This is a genomic window from Streptomyces sp. NPDC048419, assembly GCF_043200415.1.
Classification (GTDB): Bacteria; Actinomycetota; Actinomycetes; order Streptomycetales; family Streptomycetaceae; genus Streptomyces.
Window position 1 is genome coordinate 114,474 of the sequence record NZ_JBICXT010000020.1, and the last position, 17,725, is coordinate 132,198.

The 17,725-nt window shown below is 69.1% G+C and carries 17 protein-coding genes and 1 pseudogene; 10 read left to right on the plus strand and 8 right to left on the minus strand.

The genetic code is table 11. The features are described 5' to 3' along the window. Window positions 1-34: 34 nt before the first annotated feature. Window positions 35-2,056: an NPCBM/NEW2 domain-containing protein gene (locus ACGFYN_RS33955; RefSeq protein WP_393869769.1), complete on the minus strand. Its 2,022-nt coding sequence runs from the start codon at window positions 2,054-2,056 to the stop codon at window positions 35-37. Window positions 2,057-2,262: 206 nt separating this feature from the next. Here ACGFYN_RS33955 and ACGFYN_RS33960 point away from each other — a divergent pair, with 206 nt between their 5' ends. The 8 genes from ACGFYN_RS33960 (at window position 2,263) to ACGFYN_RS33995 (ending at window position 10,231) form a co-directional block, all read left to right on the plus strand. After that, window positions 2,263-2,466, plus strand: a complete 204-nt coding sequence (locus tag ACGFYN_RS33960; RefSeq protein WP_393869770.1) for a hypothetical protein — start codon at window positions 2,263-2,265, stop codon at window positions 2,464-2,466. A 124-nt stretch (window positions 2,467-2,590) separates the two neighbouring features. Next, entirely contained in the window at window positions 2,591-3,658 is a 1,068-nt protein-coding gene (locus tag ACGFYN_RS33965; protein WP_393869771.1) for an NUDIX domain-containing protein, read from the plus strand. 198 nt (window positions 3,659-3,856) lie between these two features. Next, window positions 3,857-5,677 carry an ABC transporter family substrate-binding protein gene (locus ACGFYN_RS33970; RefSeq protein WP_393869772.1) on the plus strand — a complete coding sequence of 607 codons (1,821 nt, stop codon included), beginning with the start codon at window positions 3,857-3,859 and terminating at the stop codon, window positions 5,675-5,677. Window positions 5,678-5,762: 85 nt separating this feature from the next. After that, window positions 5,763-6,749 (plus strand): ABC transporter permease, encoded by a 987-nt coding sequence (locus ACGFYN_RS33975; RefSeq protein WP_393869773.1) that lies wholly within the window; start codon window positions 5,763-5,765, stop codon window positions 6,747-6,749. Beyond that, entirely contained in the window at window positions 6,742-7,659 is a 918-nt protein-coding gene (locus ACGFYN_RS33980; protein WP_393869774.1) for an ABC transporter permease, read from the plus strand. The genes ACGFYN_RS33975 and ACGFYN_RS33980 overlap by 8 nt, the downstream gene beginning before the upstream one ends. Continuing rightward, window positions 7,656-8,762, plus strand: a complete 1,107-nt coding sequence (locus ACGFYN_RS33985) for an ABC transporter ATP-binding protein (protein ID WP_393869775.1) — start codon at window positions 7,656-7,658, stop codon at window positions 8,760-8,762. The genes ACGFYN_RS33980 and ACGFYN_RS33985 overlap by 4 nt, the downstream gene beginning before the upstream one ends. Beyond that, window positions 8,759-9,832: an ABC transporter ATP-binding protein gene (locus ACGFYN_RS33990; protein ID WP_393869776.1), complete on the plus strand. Its 1,074-nt coding sequence runs from the start codon at window positions 8,759-8,761 to the stop codon at window positions 9,830-9,832. Before ACGFYN_RS33985 ends, ACGFYN_RS33990 begins: the two co-directional genes overlap by 4 nt. A 246-nt stretch (window positions 9,833-10,078) precedes the next feature. Beyond that, the gene (locus ACGFYN_RS33995; RefSeq protein WP_393869777.1) at window positions 10,079-10,231 is read left to right on the plus strand and encodes a hypothetical protein; all 153 of its coding nucleotides are present in this window, start codon (window positions 10,079-10,081) and stop codon (window positions 10,229-10,231) included. Window positions 10,232-10,952: 721 nt separating this feature from the next. On the opposite strand, the gene ACGFYN_RS34000 is transcribed toward ACGFYN_RS33995, so the two are convergent. From ACGFYN_RS34000 to ACGFYN_RS34015, 4 genes and pseudogenes are all read right to left on the minus strand, one after another. Then, complete coding sequence (locus ACGFYN_RS34000) at window positions 10,953-12,497, minus strand: FMN-binding glutamate synthase family protein (RefSeq protein WP_393869778.1); 1,545 nt, start codon at window positions 12,495-12,497, stop codon at window positions 10,953-10,955. 248 nt (window positions 12,498-12,745) lie between these two features. Beyond that, window positions 12,746-13,294: a GNAT family N-acetyltransferase gene (locus ACGFYN_RS34005; RefSeq protein WP_393869779.1), complete on the minus strand. Its 549-nt coding sequence runs from the start codon at window positions 13,292-13,294 to the stop codon at window positions 12,746-12,748. 112 nt (window positions 13,295-13,406) lie between these two features. Then, on the minus strand, window positions 13,407-13,940 hold the full coding sequence (locus ACGFYN_RS34010; RefSeq protein ID WP_393869780.1) for a GNAT family N-acetyltransferase: 534 nt from the start codon (window positions 13,938-13,940) through the stop codon (window positions 13,407-13,409). A gap of 97 nt (window positions 13,941-14,037) precedes the next feature. Next, window positions 14,038-14,202 (minus strand): annotated as a pseudogene (locus ACGFYN_RS34015) (SIP domain-containing protein); the annotation flags it as partial. Between the two features lie 265 nt (window positions 14,203-14,467). Here ACGFYN_RS34015 and ACGFYN_RS34020 point away from each other — a divergent pair. Continuing rightward, a complete protein-coding gene (locus ACGFYN_RS34020; protein ID WP_393869781.1) occupies window positions 14,468-14,794 on the plus strand; it encodes a hypothetical protein in 327 nt (108 codons plus the stop codon). 183 nt (window positions 14,795-14,977) lie between these two features. Continuing rightward, window positions 14,978-15,586 carry a HutD family protein gene (locus tag ACGFYN_RS34025; protein ID WP_393869782.1) on the plus strand — a complete coding sequence of 203 codons (609 nt, stop codon included), beginning with the start codon at window positions 14,978-14,980 and terminating at the stop codon, window positions 15,584-15,586. Here the strand turns inward: ACGFYN_RS34025 and ACGFYN_RS34030 are convergent. The 3 genes from ACGFYN_RS34030 to ACGFYN_RS34040 all read right to left on the minus strand — a co-directional run bounded on the left by ACGFYN_RS34030 (window position 15,556) and on the right by ACGFYN_RS34040 (window position 17,681). Continuing rightward, window positions 15,556-15,684 carry a hypothetical protein gene (locus ACGFYN_RS34030; protein ID WP_393869783.1) on the minus strand — a complete coding sequence of 43 codons (129 nt, stop codon included), beginning with the start codon at window positions 15,682-15,684 and terminating at the stop codon, window positions 15,556-15,558. The two genes, ACGFYN_RS34025 and ACGFYN_RS34030, sit on opposite strands and share 31 nt — an antisense overlap. Continuing rightward, on the minus strand, window positions 15,641-16,738 hold the full coding sequence (locus tag ACGFYN_RS34035) for an alpha/beta fold hydrolase (RefSeq protein WP_393869784.1): 1,098 nt from the start codon (window positions 16,736-16,738) through the stop codon (window positions 15,641-15,643). Before ACGFYN_RS34035 ends, ACGFYN_RS34030 begins: the two co-directional genes overlap by 44 nt. Before the next feature lie 118 nt (window positions 16,739-16,856). After that, on the minus strand, window positions 16,857-17,681 hold the full coding sequence (locus tag ACGFYN_RS34040) for an ATP-binding protein (protein ID WP_393869785.1): 825 nt from the start codon (window positions 17,679-17,681) through the stop codon (window positions 16,857-16,859). Between the last annotated feature and the right edge of the window lie 44 nt (window positions 17,682-17,725).

The following is a 17,725-nucleotide window of genomic DNA, read 5'->3' on the forward strand; positions in this document are numbered from 1 at the left end:
AGGAACGTTCACCCCTGCTGGGTCCCGCGCGGGCTCAGCAGGTCAGCTGCGCGTCCGCCCAGTCCGCGTGGTCGGAGTCGATGCCGTCGCCGCCGTCGGTGACGACCAGGCGGACCACCTGGGCGCCGGTCACGTCCGCGGTGAGCGGCTGGGCCGGCATCGCGTTGGTCAGGACGCCGGTGGAGGCGACCTTGGTGCCGTCGGCCCAGATCTCGAAGGCGACGGTCCCGTTCGCGCCCTTCTCGTCGTCGACGCCGACGTCCGCGGTGACCTTCTCGCACTCCTTGCCGGTGTAGTACTCGACGGCGCTCTCCGCGTGCACGCCGAGCCCCTTGCCGTAGACCACTCCGCCGATCGTCAGCGGATGACCGTCGCCCGCCGCGTTCTCCCCGTTGCTGGTGTTGCGCTCGACCGGCCCGTAACCGTTGGTGGCCGACAGCCAGGGCAGGTCGCCGAGGCCGGAGGTACCCGAGGGCGGCGGCACGACGACGGACGCGGTCAGCGGCACCGTGCTGTCGGCGCGGGTCCCGGCCGGTGAGCGGTAGTTCGCGTTGAGCGTGAGGTCGTACGAGCCGGTCGCAGTCCCGGCCGGTGCGGTGACCGACCACTTGGTGCGCAGGGAGCGGCCCGTCGGCACGGCGCCGGAGGTGGTCGGCGAGGTGGCCTTGACCGTCCATCCGGCGGGTGCGGTCATGTGTACCGAGACGTGCTCGGCGGGCGTACGGCCGTAATCGGTGACGGCGGAGGTCAGCGTCGTCGCCGTGCCGGCCACCGTCAACGGGTTGCCGTCCACGCCGAGTTCGACGGCGGGCGGATGCGTGGCCCAGCCGCGGTCGGCGGAGACGCGCACCAGGACCGTCCCGTGCGCCGGGACGGTCGCAGAGATCGTGCCCGCGGTGTTGTAGCTCTTGTGCTGCCACAGGTCGCGCAGGGTGTAGGCGGGGGCCTGGGGCAGGCCCACGGCCTTGGCGGTCGTGGCGATGCGCTGGGCGGCGCCCGACTCGTTGAAGAGGGCCACCGTGCGGCTGCCGTCCTTCATCTCCTTGGCGACGACCCAGCGCCCTCCCGCGGACGAGACGACCGTGCCCTGCTTGCCCAGCGGGTCCTGGTCGACGGCTATGACCTCCTTGTTGTCGAGGATGTCGAAGGTCGCCTGGGAGGCCTTGCGCAGGTCGGAGCCGATGAGCAGCGGGGCGGCCATGACCGACCACATCGAGAAGTGCGAGCGGTACTCGGTGTCGGTCATCCCGCCGTTGCCGACCTCCAGCATGTCCGGGTCGTTCCAGTGGCCGGGACCGGCGTACGGGGCGAGCGGCAGGTTCTGCTTGAGGATCCCCAGCATGGAGCCCCAGCTGTCGCTGATGTCACCCGTCGTGCGCCACGAGTGCCCGACGTCGGCGGCCCATTCCCAGGGCTTGTTCTCGCCCCATTCGCAGATGCTGTAGACGATCGGCCGGCCGGTCGCCTTGAGGGCGTCGCGCATGGTCGTGTAACGCTGCTTGGCGTCCACGCCCTGGTTGTTGCAGTTGTCGTACTTGAGGTAGTCGACGCCCCAGTCCGCGAACTGCTGGGCGTCGCTGTACTCGTGACCGAGGGCGCCCGGGAATCCGGCGCTGTTGCAGGTCTTGGTGCCGGCGCTGGTGTAGATGCCGAGCTTGAGGCCCTTGGAGTGCACGTAGTCGGCGACCGCCTTGATCCCGCCCGGGAAGCGGACCGGATCCGGTACGAGTTTGCCGTCGGCGTTCCGGTTCGGCAGGGCCCAGCAGTCGTCGAGATTGACGTACTGGTACCCGGCGTCCTTGAGCCCCTTCTCGACGAAGAGGTCCGCGATGCCCTTGACCATGGACTCGTTGAACTCGGCGCGACAGTGCGTGGAGTTCCAGTTGTTGAAGCCCATCGGAGGGGTGAGCGCGAGGCCGTCGGCAAGGGCGGGTGCGGCGGGCTCCGCGCCGGGCGCGGCCACGGCCGGCGCGGCAAGGCCTGCCGCGCACAGCAGCCCTGCTGCCAGCGCTCCGACGACTCTTCGACGGGGTGTGCGGGTGTGAAGGTGACGCATCGTTACGTTCCTCCGAAACACGCGAAAGGTGGGATGACGTCATGTCCGCGTCATCTCTGCGCGTTTACGGTAGGACGTGTCTGAGTCTGTTGGAAGGGGAGCGGTAGCGGTTGTTCGATCGTGTTGGGTCCCGGCTGAGGTCCGGGCTCCGGCCGCGTACGTCAGGCATGCGTGACCACCGGACGGGTCCGGCAGTTGAACCGGGCATGAAGAAGCGCAGCATGATGGCCATCGCCTCCCTCGCCACCGGGTTCGTCGTGGCGGCGATCAGCCCCTCGCACGGTGGGGACCACCAGGTCCTGGGTGATCACCAGGCCCAGAGCGACCTCGGGGTCGACGACACGCTCGGCACCGTCACCCACACGGTCGGCGACGGTGCCCTCCCCGGCGCCGACCAGGTTCTCGACTAGACCGGACGGTCGGCCTCCGGAGCGTCGGGCGCCGGTGTCCCCGCATCGGGCGGGCACCGGCGCCCCCTTTTGTGCGCCCTCAACTGGGCCTGGTTTCCGTGGCAGGGTGGAACGGGCAAGCCACATGGGGCCAACAGAAGAGGGGGAGTCCGTGATCGTCTGGATCAACGGCGCGTTCGGTGCGGGGAAGACCACCACCGCACGGGAACTGATCGAACTGATCCCGAACAGCACGCTCTTCGACCCCGAGGTCATCGGCGCGGCGCTCACGCACCTGCTGCCGCCCAAGCACCTCACCGAGGTCGGCGACTTCCAGGACCTGCCGATCTGGCGCCGGCTCGTGATCGACACCGCGGCCGCGATGCTGGCCGAGCTCGGCGGGACCCTCGTGGTCCCCATGACCCTGCTGCGCCAGGAGTACCGCGACGAGATCTTCGGCGGCCTCGCGGCCCGCCGTATCTCGGTCCGGCATGTCCTCCTCGCCCCGGCGGAAACGATCCTGCGCGAGCGAATAGCGGGCCGGGAGGTACCGCCGGACCTGCCGGACGGCGAGATGCGGGTACGGCAGTGGTCGTACGACCACGTCGAGCTCTACCGCGTTGCCCTCGGAACCTGGCTGACCGCCGACGCCCACCTCGTCGACACCGGTGCGCTGACGGCGTATCAGGCCGCCATGCGCATCGCGGAGGCCGTCGGCAGTGGTGAGGCCGCGGTGTGCGACATCGTCCAGACGCCCGAGCCCACCGCCGAGACCGTCGCCTCCGGCGTCCTCCTCTTCGACGAGCAGGACCGCGTTCTGCTGGTCGACCCCACCTACAAGGCCGGCTGGGAGTTCCCCGGCGGCGTCGTCGAACCCGGTGAGGCTCCCGCCCGGGCCGGCATGCGCGAGGTCGCCGAGGAGACCGGCATCCGCCTCGACGACGTGCCACGGCTCCTGGTCGTCGACTGGGAGGCCCCGGTGCCGCCCGCCTTCGGCGGTCTGCGTCTCCTCTTCGACGGCGGCCGGCTCGACACCGCCGAGGCCTCCCGTCTCCTGCTGCCCGGCCCCGAGCTCCGCGGCTGGCGGTTCGCCACCGAGGAGGAGGCCGCCGATCTGCTGCCGCCGGTGCGCTACGAGCGGCTGCGCTGGGCCCTGCGGGCGCGCGAGCGCGGCGCGGCGCTGTATCTGGAGGCGGGAGTGCCGGTCGGCTGACTGACCCGCCATCAGCGGACTTTGCCCTACGTAAAACGTTCCTAGGGGAAACCGAGGGTGAATTGTCGCCATCCCGGTATGAACAAGAACATGAATAAGGTACACGCGAGTTCTAGCGTCAATGCGCAGCTCAGACCTCTCGCGGCCGCTCGGCCGCCACCACAAGGCCGCGGAGTCACCGCGGGCCGGAGGAGGGACATGCGCGCGCAAAAATCGGCCCTCACGAGGGGACTCACACTTGCCGCGGGGCTCGTACTCGCTCTCGCCGCGTGCAGCAGCAACAGCGGCGGTGGCGGTGGTTCGAGCAAGAACAGCTCGGCCGGCCTCTCGTCCTGCAACACCCAGGGCAAGGCCAATTCCTGCAACTCCGCGGCCACCAAGTCCGGCGGAACGTTCACCTACGTGCTGGAGAAGAACATCCAGCAGTGGAACGTGCAGGACACCAACGGCAACACCTTCGAGAACGCCGAGGCGCTCGAGGTGGTCCTGCCCCAGGTCTTCGTCCCGCTGCCCGACTTCACCGTCTCCCTCAACAAGGACCTGGTGACCTCGGCGACGCAGACCAGCACCAGCCCGCAGACCATCGTCTACAAGATCAACCCGAAAGCGGTGTGGAACGACGGCACGCCGATCAGCGCCGACGACTTCACCTACTACTGGCGCACCAACAACGGCAAGGACTGCCCGCCGCCGCCCGCCAGCGACGCGAGCCAGACCAAGGGCTGCCTGCCGCAGAGCACGGCAGGATACGACCGCATCAAGTCCCTCACCGCTTCCGACGGCGGCAAGACCGTCACCATGGTGATGTCCAAGCCCTACTCGGACTGGAAGTCTCTGTTCGGCGCCGGCTACCCGTTGTATCCGGCGCACGTCGCGGAGAAGATCTCCGGCGCCAAGGCCGGCGACGCCGTGCACATGACCGCCGCCCAGATGACCCAGGGCTGGCAGTACTTCCAGAAGAACCCGCCCAGCAAGTACGCGACGGCGGGCGCCTACAAGATGACGCAGTGGGCGGACAACGACCACGGCACCTTCGAGCCCGACCCCAAGTGGTGGGGCGCGACCAAGCCGTCCCTGCAACGCCTGGTCTTCAAGGTCATCTCGGACGCCTCCCAGGAGCCGACCGCCCTGCGCAACAACGAGGTCCAGGGCATCTACCCGCAGCCTGAGGTGGACCTGGTCAACCAGGTCAAGTCCATCCCCAACGTCACCTACAACATCGGCAACGGGCTGCAGTGGGAGCACTTCGACCTCAACCTGCACAACCCGGTGCTCGGCAAGTACACCGCGCTGCGCCAGGCGATGTTCACGGCGATCAGCATCAAGGACATCGTGTCCAAGACGGTCGGCCAGTTCGACCCCGGCGTGAAGCAGCTCGGCAACCACAACTTCGTGCCGGGACAGGCCGGTTACCAGGACCTCGTCACCGCCACCGGGCAGGGCTCCGGTGACCTCGCCAAGGCGAAGAAGTACCTGACGGACGCCAAGTTCACCGGTGTGGGCACCGCGCTGAAGGCGCCGGACGGCAAGGCCGTCGGACCCTTCAACTGCCGCTACACCACCGGCAACCAGATCCGGCAGAGCGAGTGCCAGATCCTGCAGAGTGAGCTCGCGAACCTGGGCATCAAGGTCGACATCAAGCCGATCGGCGCAGCCGACCTCGGCACGGTGCTGGCCGGGCACCAGTACGACATCATCGTGTTCGCCTGGGTCGCAGCGCCCTTCCCGACCTCCGGCGCCCAGCAGAACTGGGCCACCGGCGGAGGGGGCAACTACGGCGGATACAGCGACAAGAAGGTCGACTCCCTGATCTCCGAGGCCATCGGGCAGACGGACCCGTCGAAGGCGGCTTCCCTGCTCAACCAGGCGGATAAGATCATGGTCAATGCCGCCTACGTCCTGCCGCTCTATCAGAAGCCGACGTTCCTCGCGGTCCAGACGCGGTTCGTGAACATGCGGAACAACTCCACCAACGTGGGGCCGCCGTACAACACCGCCGAATGGGGCCTGAAGAAGTAACCCGCGCCTCCCGTGTCCGGTCCCGGAGACCCCGGGACCGGACACGACCTCGAAGCCAGCCCACCGGCCCGCGAGAGAAGACCGCATGCTCGCCTACACCGTGCGCCGCATCCTCGTCTCGATCCCCGTCCTGATCGCGTCGACGTTCATCGTGTTCCTGGTCGTGGTCAACGCAGGCAATCCGGTCGCCAACTTCGCGACCTCGCGGCAGCCGCCGCCGAGCAAGGCGGCCGTCGCCGCGTTCGCCCGGCACATCCACGCCGACCAGCCGGCCGCGCAGCGCTACTGGAACTGGATCACCGGAGTCCTGCACGGCGACTGGGGCCCGTCCGTGCAGCCCAACCTCGACATCGGGCACGACCTGTTCACCCGCTTCCGGGTGACCATCACCCTGGTCGCCGCCGCGATGATCATCGCTCTCATCATGGCCGTGATCTTCGGTGTGTTCAGCGCGATCCGCCAGTACTCGGCCGCCGACTACACCATCACCTTCTTCGGCTTCCTCTTCCTCGCGATGCCGGTGTTCTGGTTCGCGGTGCTGCTCAAGCAGGCCGGAATCTGGTTCAACGAGCAGACCGGCAGCCAGTTCCTCGGCACCATCGGCGAGAAGTCGCCGTACCTCGAGGTCGACACCACCTGGAACCAGTTCACCGACCACGTCGGCCACCTCGTACTGCCCACCATCACTCTGGCCCTGGTCTCCTTCGCCTCCTGGACCCGCTACACCCGCGCCTCGATGCTGGAGGTCCTCAACAGCGACTACGTCCGTCTCGCCCGCGCCAAGGGGCTGCGCCGCCGCACGGTGATGGTGCGGCACGCGCTGCGCACCGCCCTGATCCCGCTGACCACGGTCACCGCGCTCGACGTCGCGATCATCCTGGGCGGAGCGGTCATCACGGAGACGATCTTCCAGTGGCACGGCATGGGGGAGATGCTCGTCGAGTCGGCCTCGACCGTCGACGTCTACCGGACCATGGCGTGGCTGCTGCTCTCCGCCGTCGTCGTCATCGGGTTCAACCTCGTCGCCGATCTCCTCTACGCCGTACTCGATCCGAGGATCCGCTATGACTGACATCGAGGCACCCGGAACGGGCACGCAACGGCCGCACGGAGAGCACGAGTTCACCATCAAGCAGCGCAGCCAGACCCAATTGGTGCTGCGCCGCTTCGTGCGGCACCGGGCCGCGATGGCCAGCCTGATCGTGTTCGTGCTGATCCTGCTGTGGGCGTTCATCGGCCCGCACCTGTGGCACTACTCGTACCAGAAGTACACGCCGGACAACTCCCAATCCCCGTCCTGGAAGCACCCGTTCGGCACCAACGCCTCCGGCTACGACGCCTACGCTCAGGTCATGCGCGGCACCCAGACCTCGCTGAAGATCGCCATTCTGATCGCCCTCGGCTCCACCTTCATCGGCGCGATCTGGGGCGCGGTCGCGGGCTTCTACCGGGGGACGGTGGACTCGCTCATGATGCGCATCGCCGATCTGGTGCTCACCCTGCCGCTGTTCGCGATCGCCCTGGTCATCTCCTCCCGCAGCGGCGGCTCCTGGTACTGGATCGCCGCCGTCATCGCCGGACTGACCTGGGCGTACGTCTCCCGCGTGGTGCGCTCCACGGTCCTGTCGCTGCGTGAGAAGGAGTTCGTGGAGGCGGCGAAGGCGCTCGGCGCCTCGGACGCGCGGATCATCTTCCGGCATCTGCTGCCCAACTCGCTCGGCCCCATCATCGTCAACGCGACGGTGCTGGTGGCCACCGGCATCCTCACCGAGACGGCGCTGTCCTTCGTCGGCTTCGGTGTGCAACCGCCCGACACCTCACTGGGGTTGCTGGTCTCCCAGGCGCAGACGGCGGTCGACACCCGGCCCTGGCTCTTCTACATCCCCGGCGCGTTCATCATCGCCATCGCCCTGACCATCAACTTCATCGGCGACGGACTGCGCGACGCCTTCGACCCCCGGCAGCAAAGGGTGCGACAGTGACGGTCATCGGCAAGGGCGAGGAATCCGGCGCGGTCCTCGAAGTGGAGGACCTCAGCGTCGAGTTCCCCACCGAGGACGGTCTCGTACGGGCCGTGCGCGGCGTCGGCTACCGCCTCGACCGCGGCGACTCGCTCGGCATCGTCGGCGAGTCAGGCTCCGGCAAGTCGGTCACCGCGCTCGCCGTGATGGGGCTGCTGCCGAACACGGCCCGGGTGCGCGGCTCGGTCCGCTTCGAGGGCACGGAACTGCTCGGCATGTCCGACGCGCGCCTGTCCGACCTGCGCGGCAGCGGCATCGCGATGATCTTCCAGGACCCGATGACCTCCCTCAACCCGGTCTACTCCGTGGGCTATCAGATCGCGGAGACGCTGCAACGCCACGAGCCCGGCCTCAAGTCCCGCGCCGCCCGCGAGCGCGCCGTCGAACTCCTCGGCACCGTCGGCATCCCCGGACCGGAACGGCGCGTCGACAACTACCCGCACGAACTCTCCGGCGGCATGCGCCAGCGCGTCGTCATCGCCATCGCCATGGCCAACGACCCCGACGTGATCATCGCCGACGAGCCGACCACCGCCCTCGACGTCACCGTGCAGGCGCAGATCCTCGACGCCCTGGAGACCGCCCGCGCCGAGACCGGCGCCGCCCTCGTGCTCATCACCCACGACCTCGGCGTGGTCGCCGGCCACTGCGACCGGGTCTCCGTCATGTACGCGGGCCGGATCGTGGAGACCGGCTCGGTCGAGGACATCTTCTACACCCCGCGCATGCCCTACACCCTCGGCCTGCTCGGCTCGCTGCCCCGGATGGACCGCGAGGAGGCACGCCTCACCCCGATCGGGGGCTCCCCGCCGTCCCTGCTGAACCTGCCGCCCGGCTGCCCCTTCGCGCCGCGCTGCCCCATGCGCCGCGACGTGTGCGACGGCACGGAACCGGTGTTGCGCAAGGCAGGGCACGATCTGCACCTCAGCGCCTGCCACTTCACCGACGAACTCGTCGACACCGGCGCCGCGGAGGTCTTCGACGTGGTCGGCGCCGACTCCGAGGCCCTGGCCCGCTTCGCCGACACCGCCGCTTCGACGAACGCCGAGGAGGACTCCGCATGAGCGCCCCCGCCCAGGCCGCCGCCGCACCGCTGCCCCCGCTGCCCGGACACGGCGGCACCGGCGAACCCGTCCTCCAGGTCCGTGACCTCGTCAAGCACTTCCCGGTCATGTCCCGCGGCGTCGTCCGCCGCCGCATCGGCGACGTGCACGCCGTGTGCGGGGTCTCCTTCGACCTGTTCGAGCACGAGACCCTCGGCCTGGTCGGCGAGTCCGGCTCCGGCAAGACGACCACCGCCCGCACCATCCTCGGCCTGGAGGCCGCGACCTCCGGCCAGGTCCGCTACGGCGGCCACGAGCTCACCGCGCTGACCCGGCGCCGGATGCGACCGCTGCGCCGCGAACTCCAGATCGTCTTCCAGGACCCGTACGCCTCCCTCGACCCGCGCATGTCCGTCCACGAGATCGTCGCCGAACCACTGCGCATCCACGGCCGCTACGACGCCGGAGGCGGCGACGAGGTGCGTGAGCTGCTGCGGCTGGTCGGCCTCAACCCCGAGCACGGCAACCGCTACGCCCACGAGTTCTCCGGCGGCCAGCGGCAGCGCATCGGCATCGCACGCGCGCTGGCCCTGCACCCCAAGGTGATCGTGCTGGACGAGCCGGTCTCGGCGCTCGACGTGTCGATCCAGGCAGGTGTCCTGAACCTGCTGATGGACCTGCAGAGCGAGCTGGGTCTGTCCTTCCTGTTCGTCGCCCACGACCTGTCGGTGATGCGCCATGTCGCCGGCCGGGTGGCGGTGATGTACCTGGGCCGGCTGGTCGAGATCGCCCCCGCCCGCCGCCTGTTCGCGGCCCCCGCGCACCCGTACACCCAAGCCCTCGTCTCCGCCATCCCGCTCCCGGACCCGCGCAAGGAACGCGCCCGCAAACGCATCCTCGTCCAGGGCGACGTCCCCAGCCCGGTCCGCCCGCCCAGCGGCTGCCGCTTCCGCACCCGCTGCCCCAAGTTCGCGGGCCAGCTGACGGAGAGCGAACGCACCGCCTGCGTCGAGGACGTGCCCGAGCTGATCGTCCGGGGCGGCGGCAACCCGGTCGCCTGCCACTACGCCGAGAGCGTCGAGCTGTTGTAGGCCAGCCGCAGGGTAGGCGGTCCGCCTGCTCTCCTGCCGCAGCCGGCCGAAGAAGCGGTTCAGTACGGCGGTCAGGGGAGCGTCCCGGGCGATGATCGCCGCGGCGGTCTTCGGCATGCCGTCCACGTGGGCGCCGATCGCGCAGGCCCGCACGAAGGCCTCACGCTCCTGGCGGTCGTAGCCGTACAGGGCCGTGGCGAGCCAGTTGACCAGGTGCGCCCGCGTGTAGACGAGGTCGTAGTCCCGATGCCGGTCGAAGAAGGCGCGCTCCTGCCGGCTGAGCTGGAACCTGGGGCTGAGGGCGAGGCCGTAGTCGGCGAGGTAGAACTCCTCGCCGTCGGTGAGGACGTTCTGGAAGTGGGCGTCGCAGTGCAGGAGTTGACGGTCGTGCAGGAATGACGACAGCGAGCCCAGCCATTGCTCCACCCGCGCGCAGGTCCGGTCAGGATCGCCGGTGCGAAGCTGGGTGTCGAACCAGTCGTGCAGGGTGTGCGGAAAGTACTCCAGGAAGAGGGTGAGGCTCGCCGAGGCCGTCCGCAGGGCCTCGATGCGCTCGCGCACCTGCGAGGCGCCGCCCCAGTACGCGACCACCTCCTCCACGTCGGCCAATTCGTCGGGCAGCGGCTGCACTTCATCCGGCAGGATCCGCCAGTGATGCATCAGCGGGAAGCCCGGAAAACGGTCGGCCAGCACCCAGTTCGTCGTCATCGTGTGCGCGGCCAGCTCGCGCCAGGCGCCGAAGCCCGGGCCCCCGATGCCGTAGTGGCAGAAGGACGGCAGCTCGAAGACGTTGGCCGTGGAGCCCGTGTTCTCGGGCAGCCGCTCGACGTCCGTGAGCGGCACCCTCTTCACGAAGACCCGTTGGCCGTCCACGTCGATCAGCACCGAGCGCCCCCCGATTCCGACGCCGGCGGGCGTCCCCTCGGCCAGGAGGTCCGTCAGCTCGTCGTCGCTGAGCAGCCCCAGGGAGGTGGCGAGGTCGGTGTGGGCGGCGCGGCGCGCGGCGGAGGACATGACCTCCATGGTCAGGGTGACCAAGGGTGCGTGTCTGCCGATCGGCGAAGTGCCGTCCCTGCGGGTCCGGTCGGCGCGATGCCGCCGGGCGCCCGTCGGCGACGGGTCAGGCCACCGGCTCCTGCGCGGAGGTCGGCCCGGTGGCGAGCAGCGCGGTGATCTCATCGGCGAGGTGCGGGCCGAGTTCGCCCCAGCCGTCCTTGTAGCCGTAGACGCCGGCCAGGGTACGGGCGTCGTAGTCGCCATTCATGATCTCGATGTCGTTGGCCGTGATGAGTGCCGGGTGGGCGACGCCGAGAGCCGCCGAGACCTTCATCAACTCCTTGCGCAGGGTGCGCAGGTAGACGGCGGCACGGGTGGCCTTCGACGTCGGGTCGAGGCCCCGCGCCAGCCACTGGTTCTGGGTGGCGACGCCGGTGGGGCACTTGTCGGTGTGGCACTTCTGCGACTGGATGCAGCCGATCGAGAGCATCGCCTCGCGGGCCACGTTGATCATGTCGGCACCCAGGGCGAAGGCGACGGCGGCGTTCTCGGGCAGGCCGAGCTTGCCGGAGCCGACGAAGGTCAGATCGTCGGTCAGTCCCAGTTCGGCGAAGGTGCTGTAGACGCGGGAGAAGCCCATCCGGAACGGCAGCGACACCGAGTCGGTGAAGATCAGCGGTGCCGCCCCGGTGCCGCCCTCACCGCCGTCGATGGTCACGAAGTCGACGCCCCGGTCACCACGCGCCATCAGCCGGGCGAGCTCCTGCCAGAAGTCCATCTCACCCACCGCGCTCTTGATCCCGACCGGGACACCGGTCTCGGTGGAGAGCAGTTCGACGAAGTCGAGCATCGAGTCGACGTCGCTGAAGGCGGTGTGCCGCGACGGGGACGCGCAGTCCTGGCCGCTGGGGATGCCGCGGATCCCGGCGATCTCAGGGGTCACCTTCGCGGCCGGCAGCATCCCGCCCAGTCCTGGCTTGGCGCCCTGGGAGAGCTTGATCTCTATCGCCTTGACCGGGGCGCCGGCGACGACATCCTTGAGCTTGTCGAGGTTGAAGCTGCCGTCCTCGTTGCGGCAGCCGAAGTACGACGTACCGATCTGCAGAACGAGATCACCGCCGTTGCGGTGGTACGGCGAGAGTCCGCCCTCTCCGGTGTTCTGCATCGTGCCCGCCAGCGCCGCCCCCTTGTTGAGCGCCGCGATCGCCGCGCCCGAGAGGGATCCGAAGCTCATCGCCGATATGTTCACGACGCTCGCCGGCCGGAACGCCTTGGCGCGTCCGCGCGGCCCGCCCAGCACCTTGGCCGACGGCAGTGGAGCCTGCGGGTCGTGCACGTCGGGCAGGGTGTCGGCGAACGTGCGCTGCTTCAGGTACGCGTGCCCCTGCGTGTGCTCGACGTCGACGTCGGTTCCGAACCCGAAGTAGTTGTTCTCGCCCTTCGCCGACGCGTAGATCCAGGTGCGCTGGTCACGGCTGAACGGGCGCTCCTCCTCGTTGGAGGTCACGATGTACTGCCGCAACTCGGGCCCGATCGTCTCCAGCAGGTACCGGGCATGTCCGATCAGCGGAAAGTTCCGGAGCAGTGCGTGCTTCTTCTGGACGAGATCGCGGCCGGCCACCAGAGCCAATGCTGCTGCGGTGGCCGCGCCGATGCTCCGGGCGCGCATGAACGTTCCTCTCATCGAAGCTCGATTCCACCGCCGTGCGGTGGACGTCTTCGTGTCGTGTTGAGCGTTGGGCGGCGGGCACGGCCGAGAGGGCGTCAGCGTCCGTCGAAGAATGCGAATCGATATTAGGGGCCGGGGGGAATGGCGTTTCGGCGGGGTGGGCGGTCTGCGCGTTCCTCGCGGCCAGGACCATCGGATCGCCACCCACCAGTCACCGGCTGCCGGGGCCGTTTCGCTGACGTCCGCGATCAAAGCAGCGGGCTGGGCGGCTTGGCCGGGGGCCGCAACCCGAGCCACTGCTCGGCGTCCCAGGCCTCGAACCGCTCCACCTCGGTGAACCCCAGCTTCGCCGCGAGGCGCATCGATGAGACGTTGGCGGTCTGGGTGGTGAGCACCACGCGCTCGCCGGGAAGGGCGCCGTCGAGCCAGTCGAGTGCCGCCGCGCACGCCTCGTAGGCGTACCCGAATCCCCACGCCCGCGGCAGGAACAGGTAGCCGAGGTCGGTCTTTCCCGCGGCGGCCGGTTGGCGGTGCCCGGTTGCCCTCCTGAGCAGGATCTGGCCGATCATCGCCCCGTCGAGATCGACGACGAAGCTCCCGGGCCACCGCTCGGGCACGTCAGGTGTCTCGCGCTCCAGCTCGTCACGCGGGCGGGGACCGCCGAGGTAGGTGTGCACCTCCGGCGAGGCGAGCAGCTCGACGAACGCCGCACGGTCGCGCGCCTCGGGCGCACGCAGCACGAGCCGCTCGGTCCTGATCGGCTCGGGCGGCCAGGCCACGAATCCAAGATCTTCCACCCTGGCACGCTAACCGACGGTCACACCGATCGGCTGGGAAACGTCCAACGCCCTGGCCTGCGACGCTCAACGGCGCATGCGAACAGGCCCACCCGGCAACGGCTCGGCCGCATCACGCCTGGAACTCCGTGAGGTCGATGGCGTGAACGTGCAGTGCGTAGCCGTACACCGGGTGTGCCGTCTCCCGCTCGGGCGCCATGCCGAGTTTGCGGATGACGTTCTCGGAGGCGTCGTCTCCCAGCCGGTTGACGGCGATGACCCGGTCCAGGCCGCGGTCCTGGAGTGCGAACTCCAGCGTGGCGTGCGCGGCTTCGGAGGCGTATCCCTGGCCCCAGAACTGTGAGCCGAGCCGCCAGCCGATCGCCACTGCGGGCATCACCTCCGGCAGGAACCCGGGCAGGAACAGCCCGGTGAAACCGATCAGTTCGCCCGAGCCCAGCAGTTCGACGGCGAAGAGTCCGAAGCCTTCCTCGTCCCACTCCTCCTGCCACCGCTCGATGTCCTCGGCCGTGTGATCCAGGTCGCGCACCGAGCCGTCGTCGATCCAGCGCATCACCCGTGGGTCCGCGTTGATGTCCGCCATCGGCGCGAGGTCGTCGTCGTCCCAGTCGCGGAGGAGAAGGCGGGGTGTACGGATCTCGGTCATGCGCCCATCCTGCCGTAGGCGGGCGAGCCGACGTCCATCCAGGGGTGCCGGGTGTGCCGACACTCTCCATCAGCCCGGACCGGCAGGCGTTCGGTAGCACCGACGCGTCGTCGCGTACGACCCAGGTGACGGCGATTCCAGGAGGAGTGTCCAGGGCGCGCCGGTCGCCGGCGGTGGGCACCTCCTGGATGAGGTGGCCGACAGCGCCGCGGGGGAGTGAGCGCAGGATGCCCGTGGTGGCGGCACGGCGCTGAGTCCCCAAGTCCGGTTCGCCGCGCAGGTGGCCGGCGGGCTTGAGCGAGTGTCAGGTCCATCATGCCTGGTCGGAGCCGTTTTCGGTAGGACGTAGCGCACGCCTGTTCGACCTTGTCGCGGGTGGTGCCGTGGCCGCACACTCGTCGTCATCCACTCTCCGGTCAACGTGCCGGCAACCGTCATCGGCTGCCGGTGCGTTCGCCGCGCTGTCTCGCCGTGTGACATGCGCAGGTCGGAGGGGGAGGGGACGAAGGGGATCGATGGATCGGGACATGGTTGTGCTGGCGAGGGTCAGGCTGCTCAGCGCCAACCGGCGGGTGGTGCGGGGCGTCGAGGGACTGTGGATCTACCGTCTTCTGACCCAGGTCGAGCCGGAGGTGTACGGATCGAAGCTGGCGTACGTCCTGGTGGAGGAGAGCCGCTCACCCTTGATGTGGGACCTGCCCGAGCGACGGCTGGCCCTGCTGGACGAGGCCGTGGAAACGGCTGAGGCCCTCGGCACGGCGAACCCGTACCGGGCGAAGATGCTGGCGAGGGCACTGGCCGCCAGGCAGCGGGAACTTGAGGCCGGTCCGGCGAAGCCGCGCGAGCTCGAATGATCCGGTGGGTGACCGCCGTCGGTCCGCAGACGCATGGCCTGAACGTGGGGTCCTGGCCTCGGCCAGGGCCCCACGTGCCCGATGCGGGGAGCGGGGTCCAGCTTCTCTATCTTGGTCCCGGCCACCGCGTCTTCATCCGAGCCGCGTTGAACGCGCTCGCCGCGCGACGAGAAGGAGTGTGGGATGACGGTGCACGTGCTGAGAGCGGACGATCGCCCGGCCGTGCCATGGAAGAACGGGGGCGGACTGACCCGCGAGGTCGCCTCGGCCCCCAGCCAGGCAGGGATGTCCGACTTCGTGTGGCGGGCCAGTCTCGCCGACGTGGCCGAGCCGGGTCCGTTCTCCCGCTTCGAAGGTGTCGACCGGATCATCACCCTGGTCGACGGCCCCGGCATGGTGCTGACCGTCGACGGCACCTCGCACACCGTGTCCGAGCCCTACGTCCCCTTCCCCTTCCCCGGAGAGGCCACCACCGACTGCCGGTTGCTCGGCGGTCGCCTCGTCGATTTCAACGTGATGGTCCGGCGCGGACGGGCCACCGCGCAGGTCGAGATCGTGCGTGACCGCGTTCTGGTCTCCACTCCCGCCGAGACGACGCTGCTCGCGGTCGTACTGGACGGCTCCGCAGTCTTCGAAGCGCCCGGCCTGGCCCTTGACCGCTTCGACGGGGCCCTGATCACCGACGCCCGTGACGAGGCCCTCGAGGTGACGGGCATCGCCGCGCTCGTCACGTTCACCGTTCAGAACCCCGGCGGAGCCGCTCAGCGGACCCGGATGAAGATCACGTCGTAACCGCTGTTCGTGGAGCGGGACTTGACGTAGACCCCGTCGCTGCCGCCGTTGAGGTCACCCGTGTTGCCCTCGACGGTGGTGAAGGACGATCCGGACACGTCCGCACGATGCCTGTGTGTTCGTTGCCGCGCGGTGAAGTCGCTTCCGCCGTCCCAGTCGAAGGTCACGATCACCCGGCTGCGGGCTGGTCGTCACCGACAGGTGGTAGTTGCCGGCCCGCGCCTGCTTGACCCAGCCCGAGACGTAGGAGTTGCGGTAGGAGGTGGCGCCGGTCTCCCTGGCCACCCAGCTCACGAAGGTCGCGCACCAGGCGTAGTCGCTGGTGGAAAGCGAAAGACCCACGGCCGAGCCGTAGCTGTTCGCGCGGGCGCTGCCCTCGACCGTGCCGACCTCGGCCTCGGCCACGTCGAGGATCTTGCCGTGACCGCCCCCGGGCGGGGGCGACGACGGCGGGGTGACCGCGCCGTACAGTGCGGCCTTGGTGTTCGGTCCGACACGGCCGTCGACGGAGAGACCCTTCTCGGCATGGAAGTCCCTGACGGCGCTGTCCGTGAGCGGACCGAAGTCACCGTCGACGGCGAGATCGGCACCGTGGTGGTTGAGCAGGCTGTGCAACTCGGTGACACAGCCGCTGCGTTGCCCCTGCACGATCGGATACTCGATGAAGGCGGTGTACCACTGCCGCCACAGGTTCGGCAGGACGGCCCGCTGCCGGGTCCACGGGTGCGCCATGTTGAGCGCCAGGTGACCAGTGAACCGCTCCGGTGCCCGCAGGCACAGCCGGAAGCCGACGTGGGCACCCCAGTCGTGCCCGACCAGACCCACGCGATCGAGGCCGAGCACGTCCAGCAGCGCGAGCATGTCGTCGCACAAACCGTCGATGTCGTAGCCGCGTTGAGTCTGCTCCGACCAGCCGAAGCCCCGTAGATCGGGGCAGATCAGCCGTCGTCCGGCGCCCGACAGACCGGCGACCCGGTGCCAGGCGAACCAGTGCTGCGGGAAGCCGTGCAGCAGCAGGACCGGTGCCCCGGCCCCGTACTCGGCGACATGCAACCGGATGCCGCGCACCTCCGGCCGGCTGTGCTTCGCCCCTTCGGCGTGCGGGAGCGGTCTGTCGACGGCGGTCGTGACCGAGGCCGTGCTCGATGTCATGGGAAACGCCTCTCGCCTACGGCGGGTCTCCTGAGGGCCCGCTTCGGCATGCCAGGAGGCAGGACCGAGGCAAAAGGTTCCCTGAACCTCGCCGGCCGGGGTGGGCCGCTGTGGTGGGTCAGAAGCGCATCGCGTACCCGAGGCGTCGGCGCAGGGACTTGGTGCGCTGTGCTTCGTGGAACCGGTCGTCGTCCTCCAGGACTTCGATGGCCCTGCGGACCCGGACGCCGGCCTGGTCGATGGCTTCGTCGAGCGGCATCACCAGGGGCAGATCGAAGATCTCGATGATCTTCGCCACGCGTTCGCGGACGCTGCCGCCGACCACGTGGTACGGGATCTGCAGCTCTTCGAGCGTTTCGATCAGAAGGTCGTCCGACAGTTTCCGGAACTTCTCGGACACCGGCCGGTGCCCGTCGGCCTTCATGGCGAACTCGACGGGCAGATGGACGTAGGCGTCGTAGATCCGCTTGGCGCGGGCCTTGGTGACGGCCCCGTAGGCGTCCATGTACTGGCGGTAGAACCGCTTCACCGGCAGCCCGGCGATGTTCTTGACCGCCTTGGTGAGGAGGCCGGCACCGGGGTTGATGCCGACCCGCATCCGAGCCTCGCCGTAGATCCACTCGTGGATCACGGACCCGTCCGAGATGAACGGTCCCGTCCCCGCCTCGTGGTGGATGCGTTCCTCGAGCCGTCGCAGCCCGAGCATCGTCAGCTCCGACGCGGTCAGTTCCTGGACCTGTTTGCCCGGGACGAGGTCCATCAGGATCTCGCGCGAGGTCATGGCGTGGGTGCGCGGAATGCCGGTGGCGATGGACAGGGCCTCGGTGGTGGTGCTCTTGCCGCTGGAGTACGTGCCCGAGATGGCCAGGTGGAGGCCGCGCCCCGGGACGGAGGTCGCGGATGCCGAGGCCGTCCGGACTGCGGGAGTGTTTGTGTCACTCATGAGGCGTTCTCTTCTCGTCGTGTAAGTAGGTGTAGGTCGGTGAG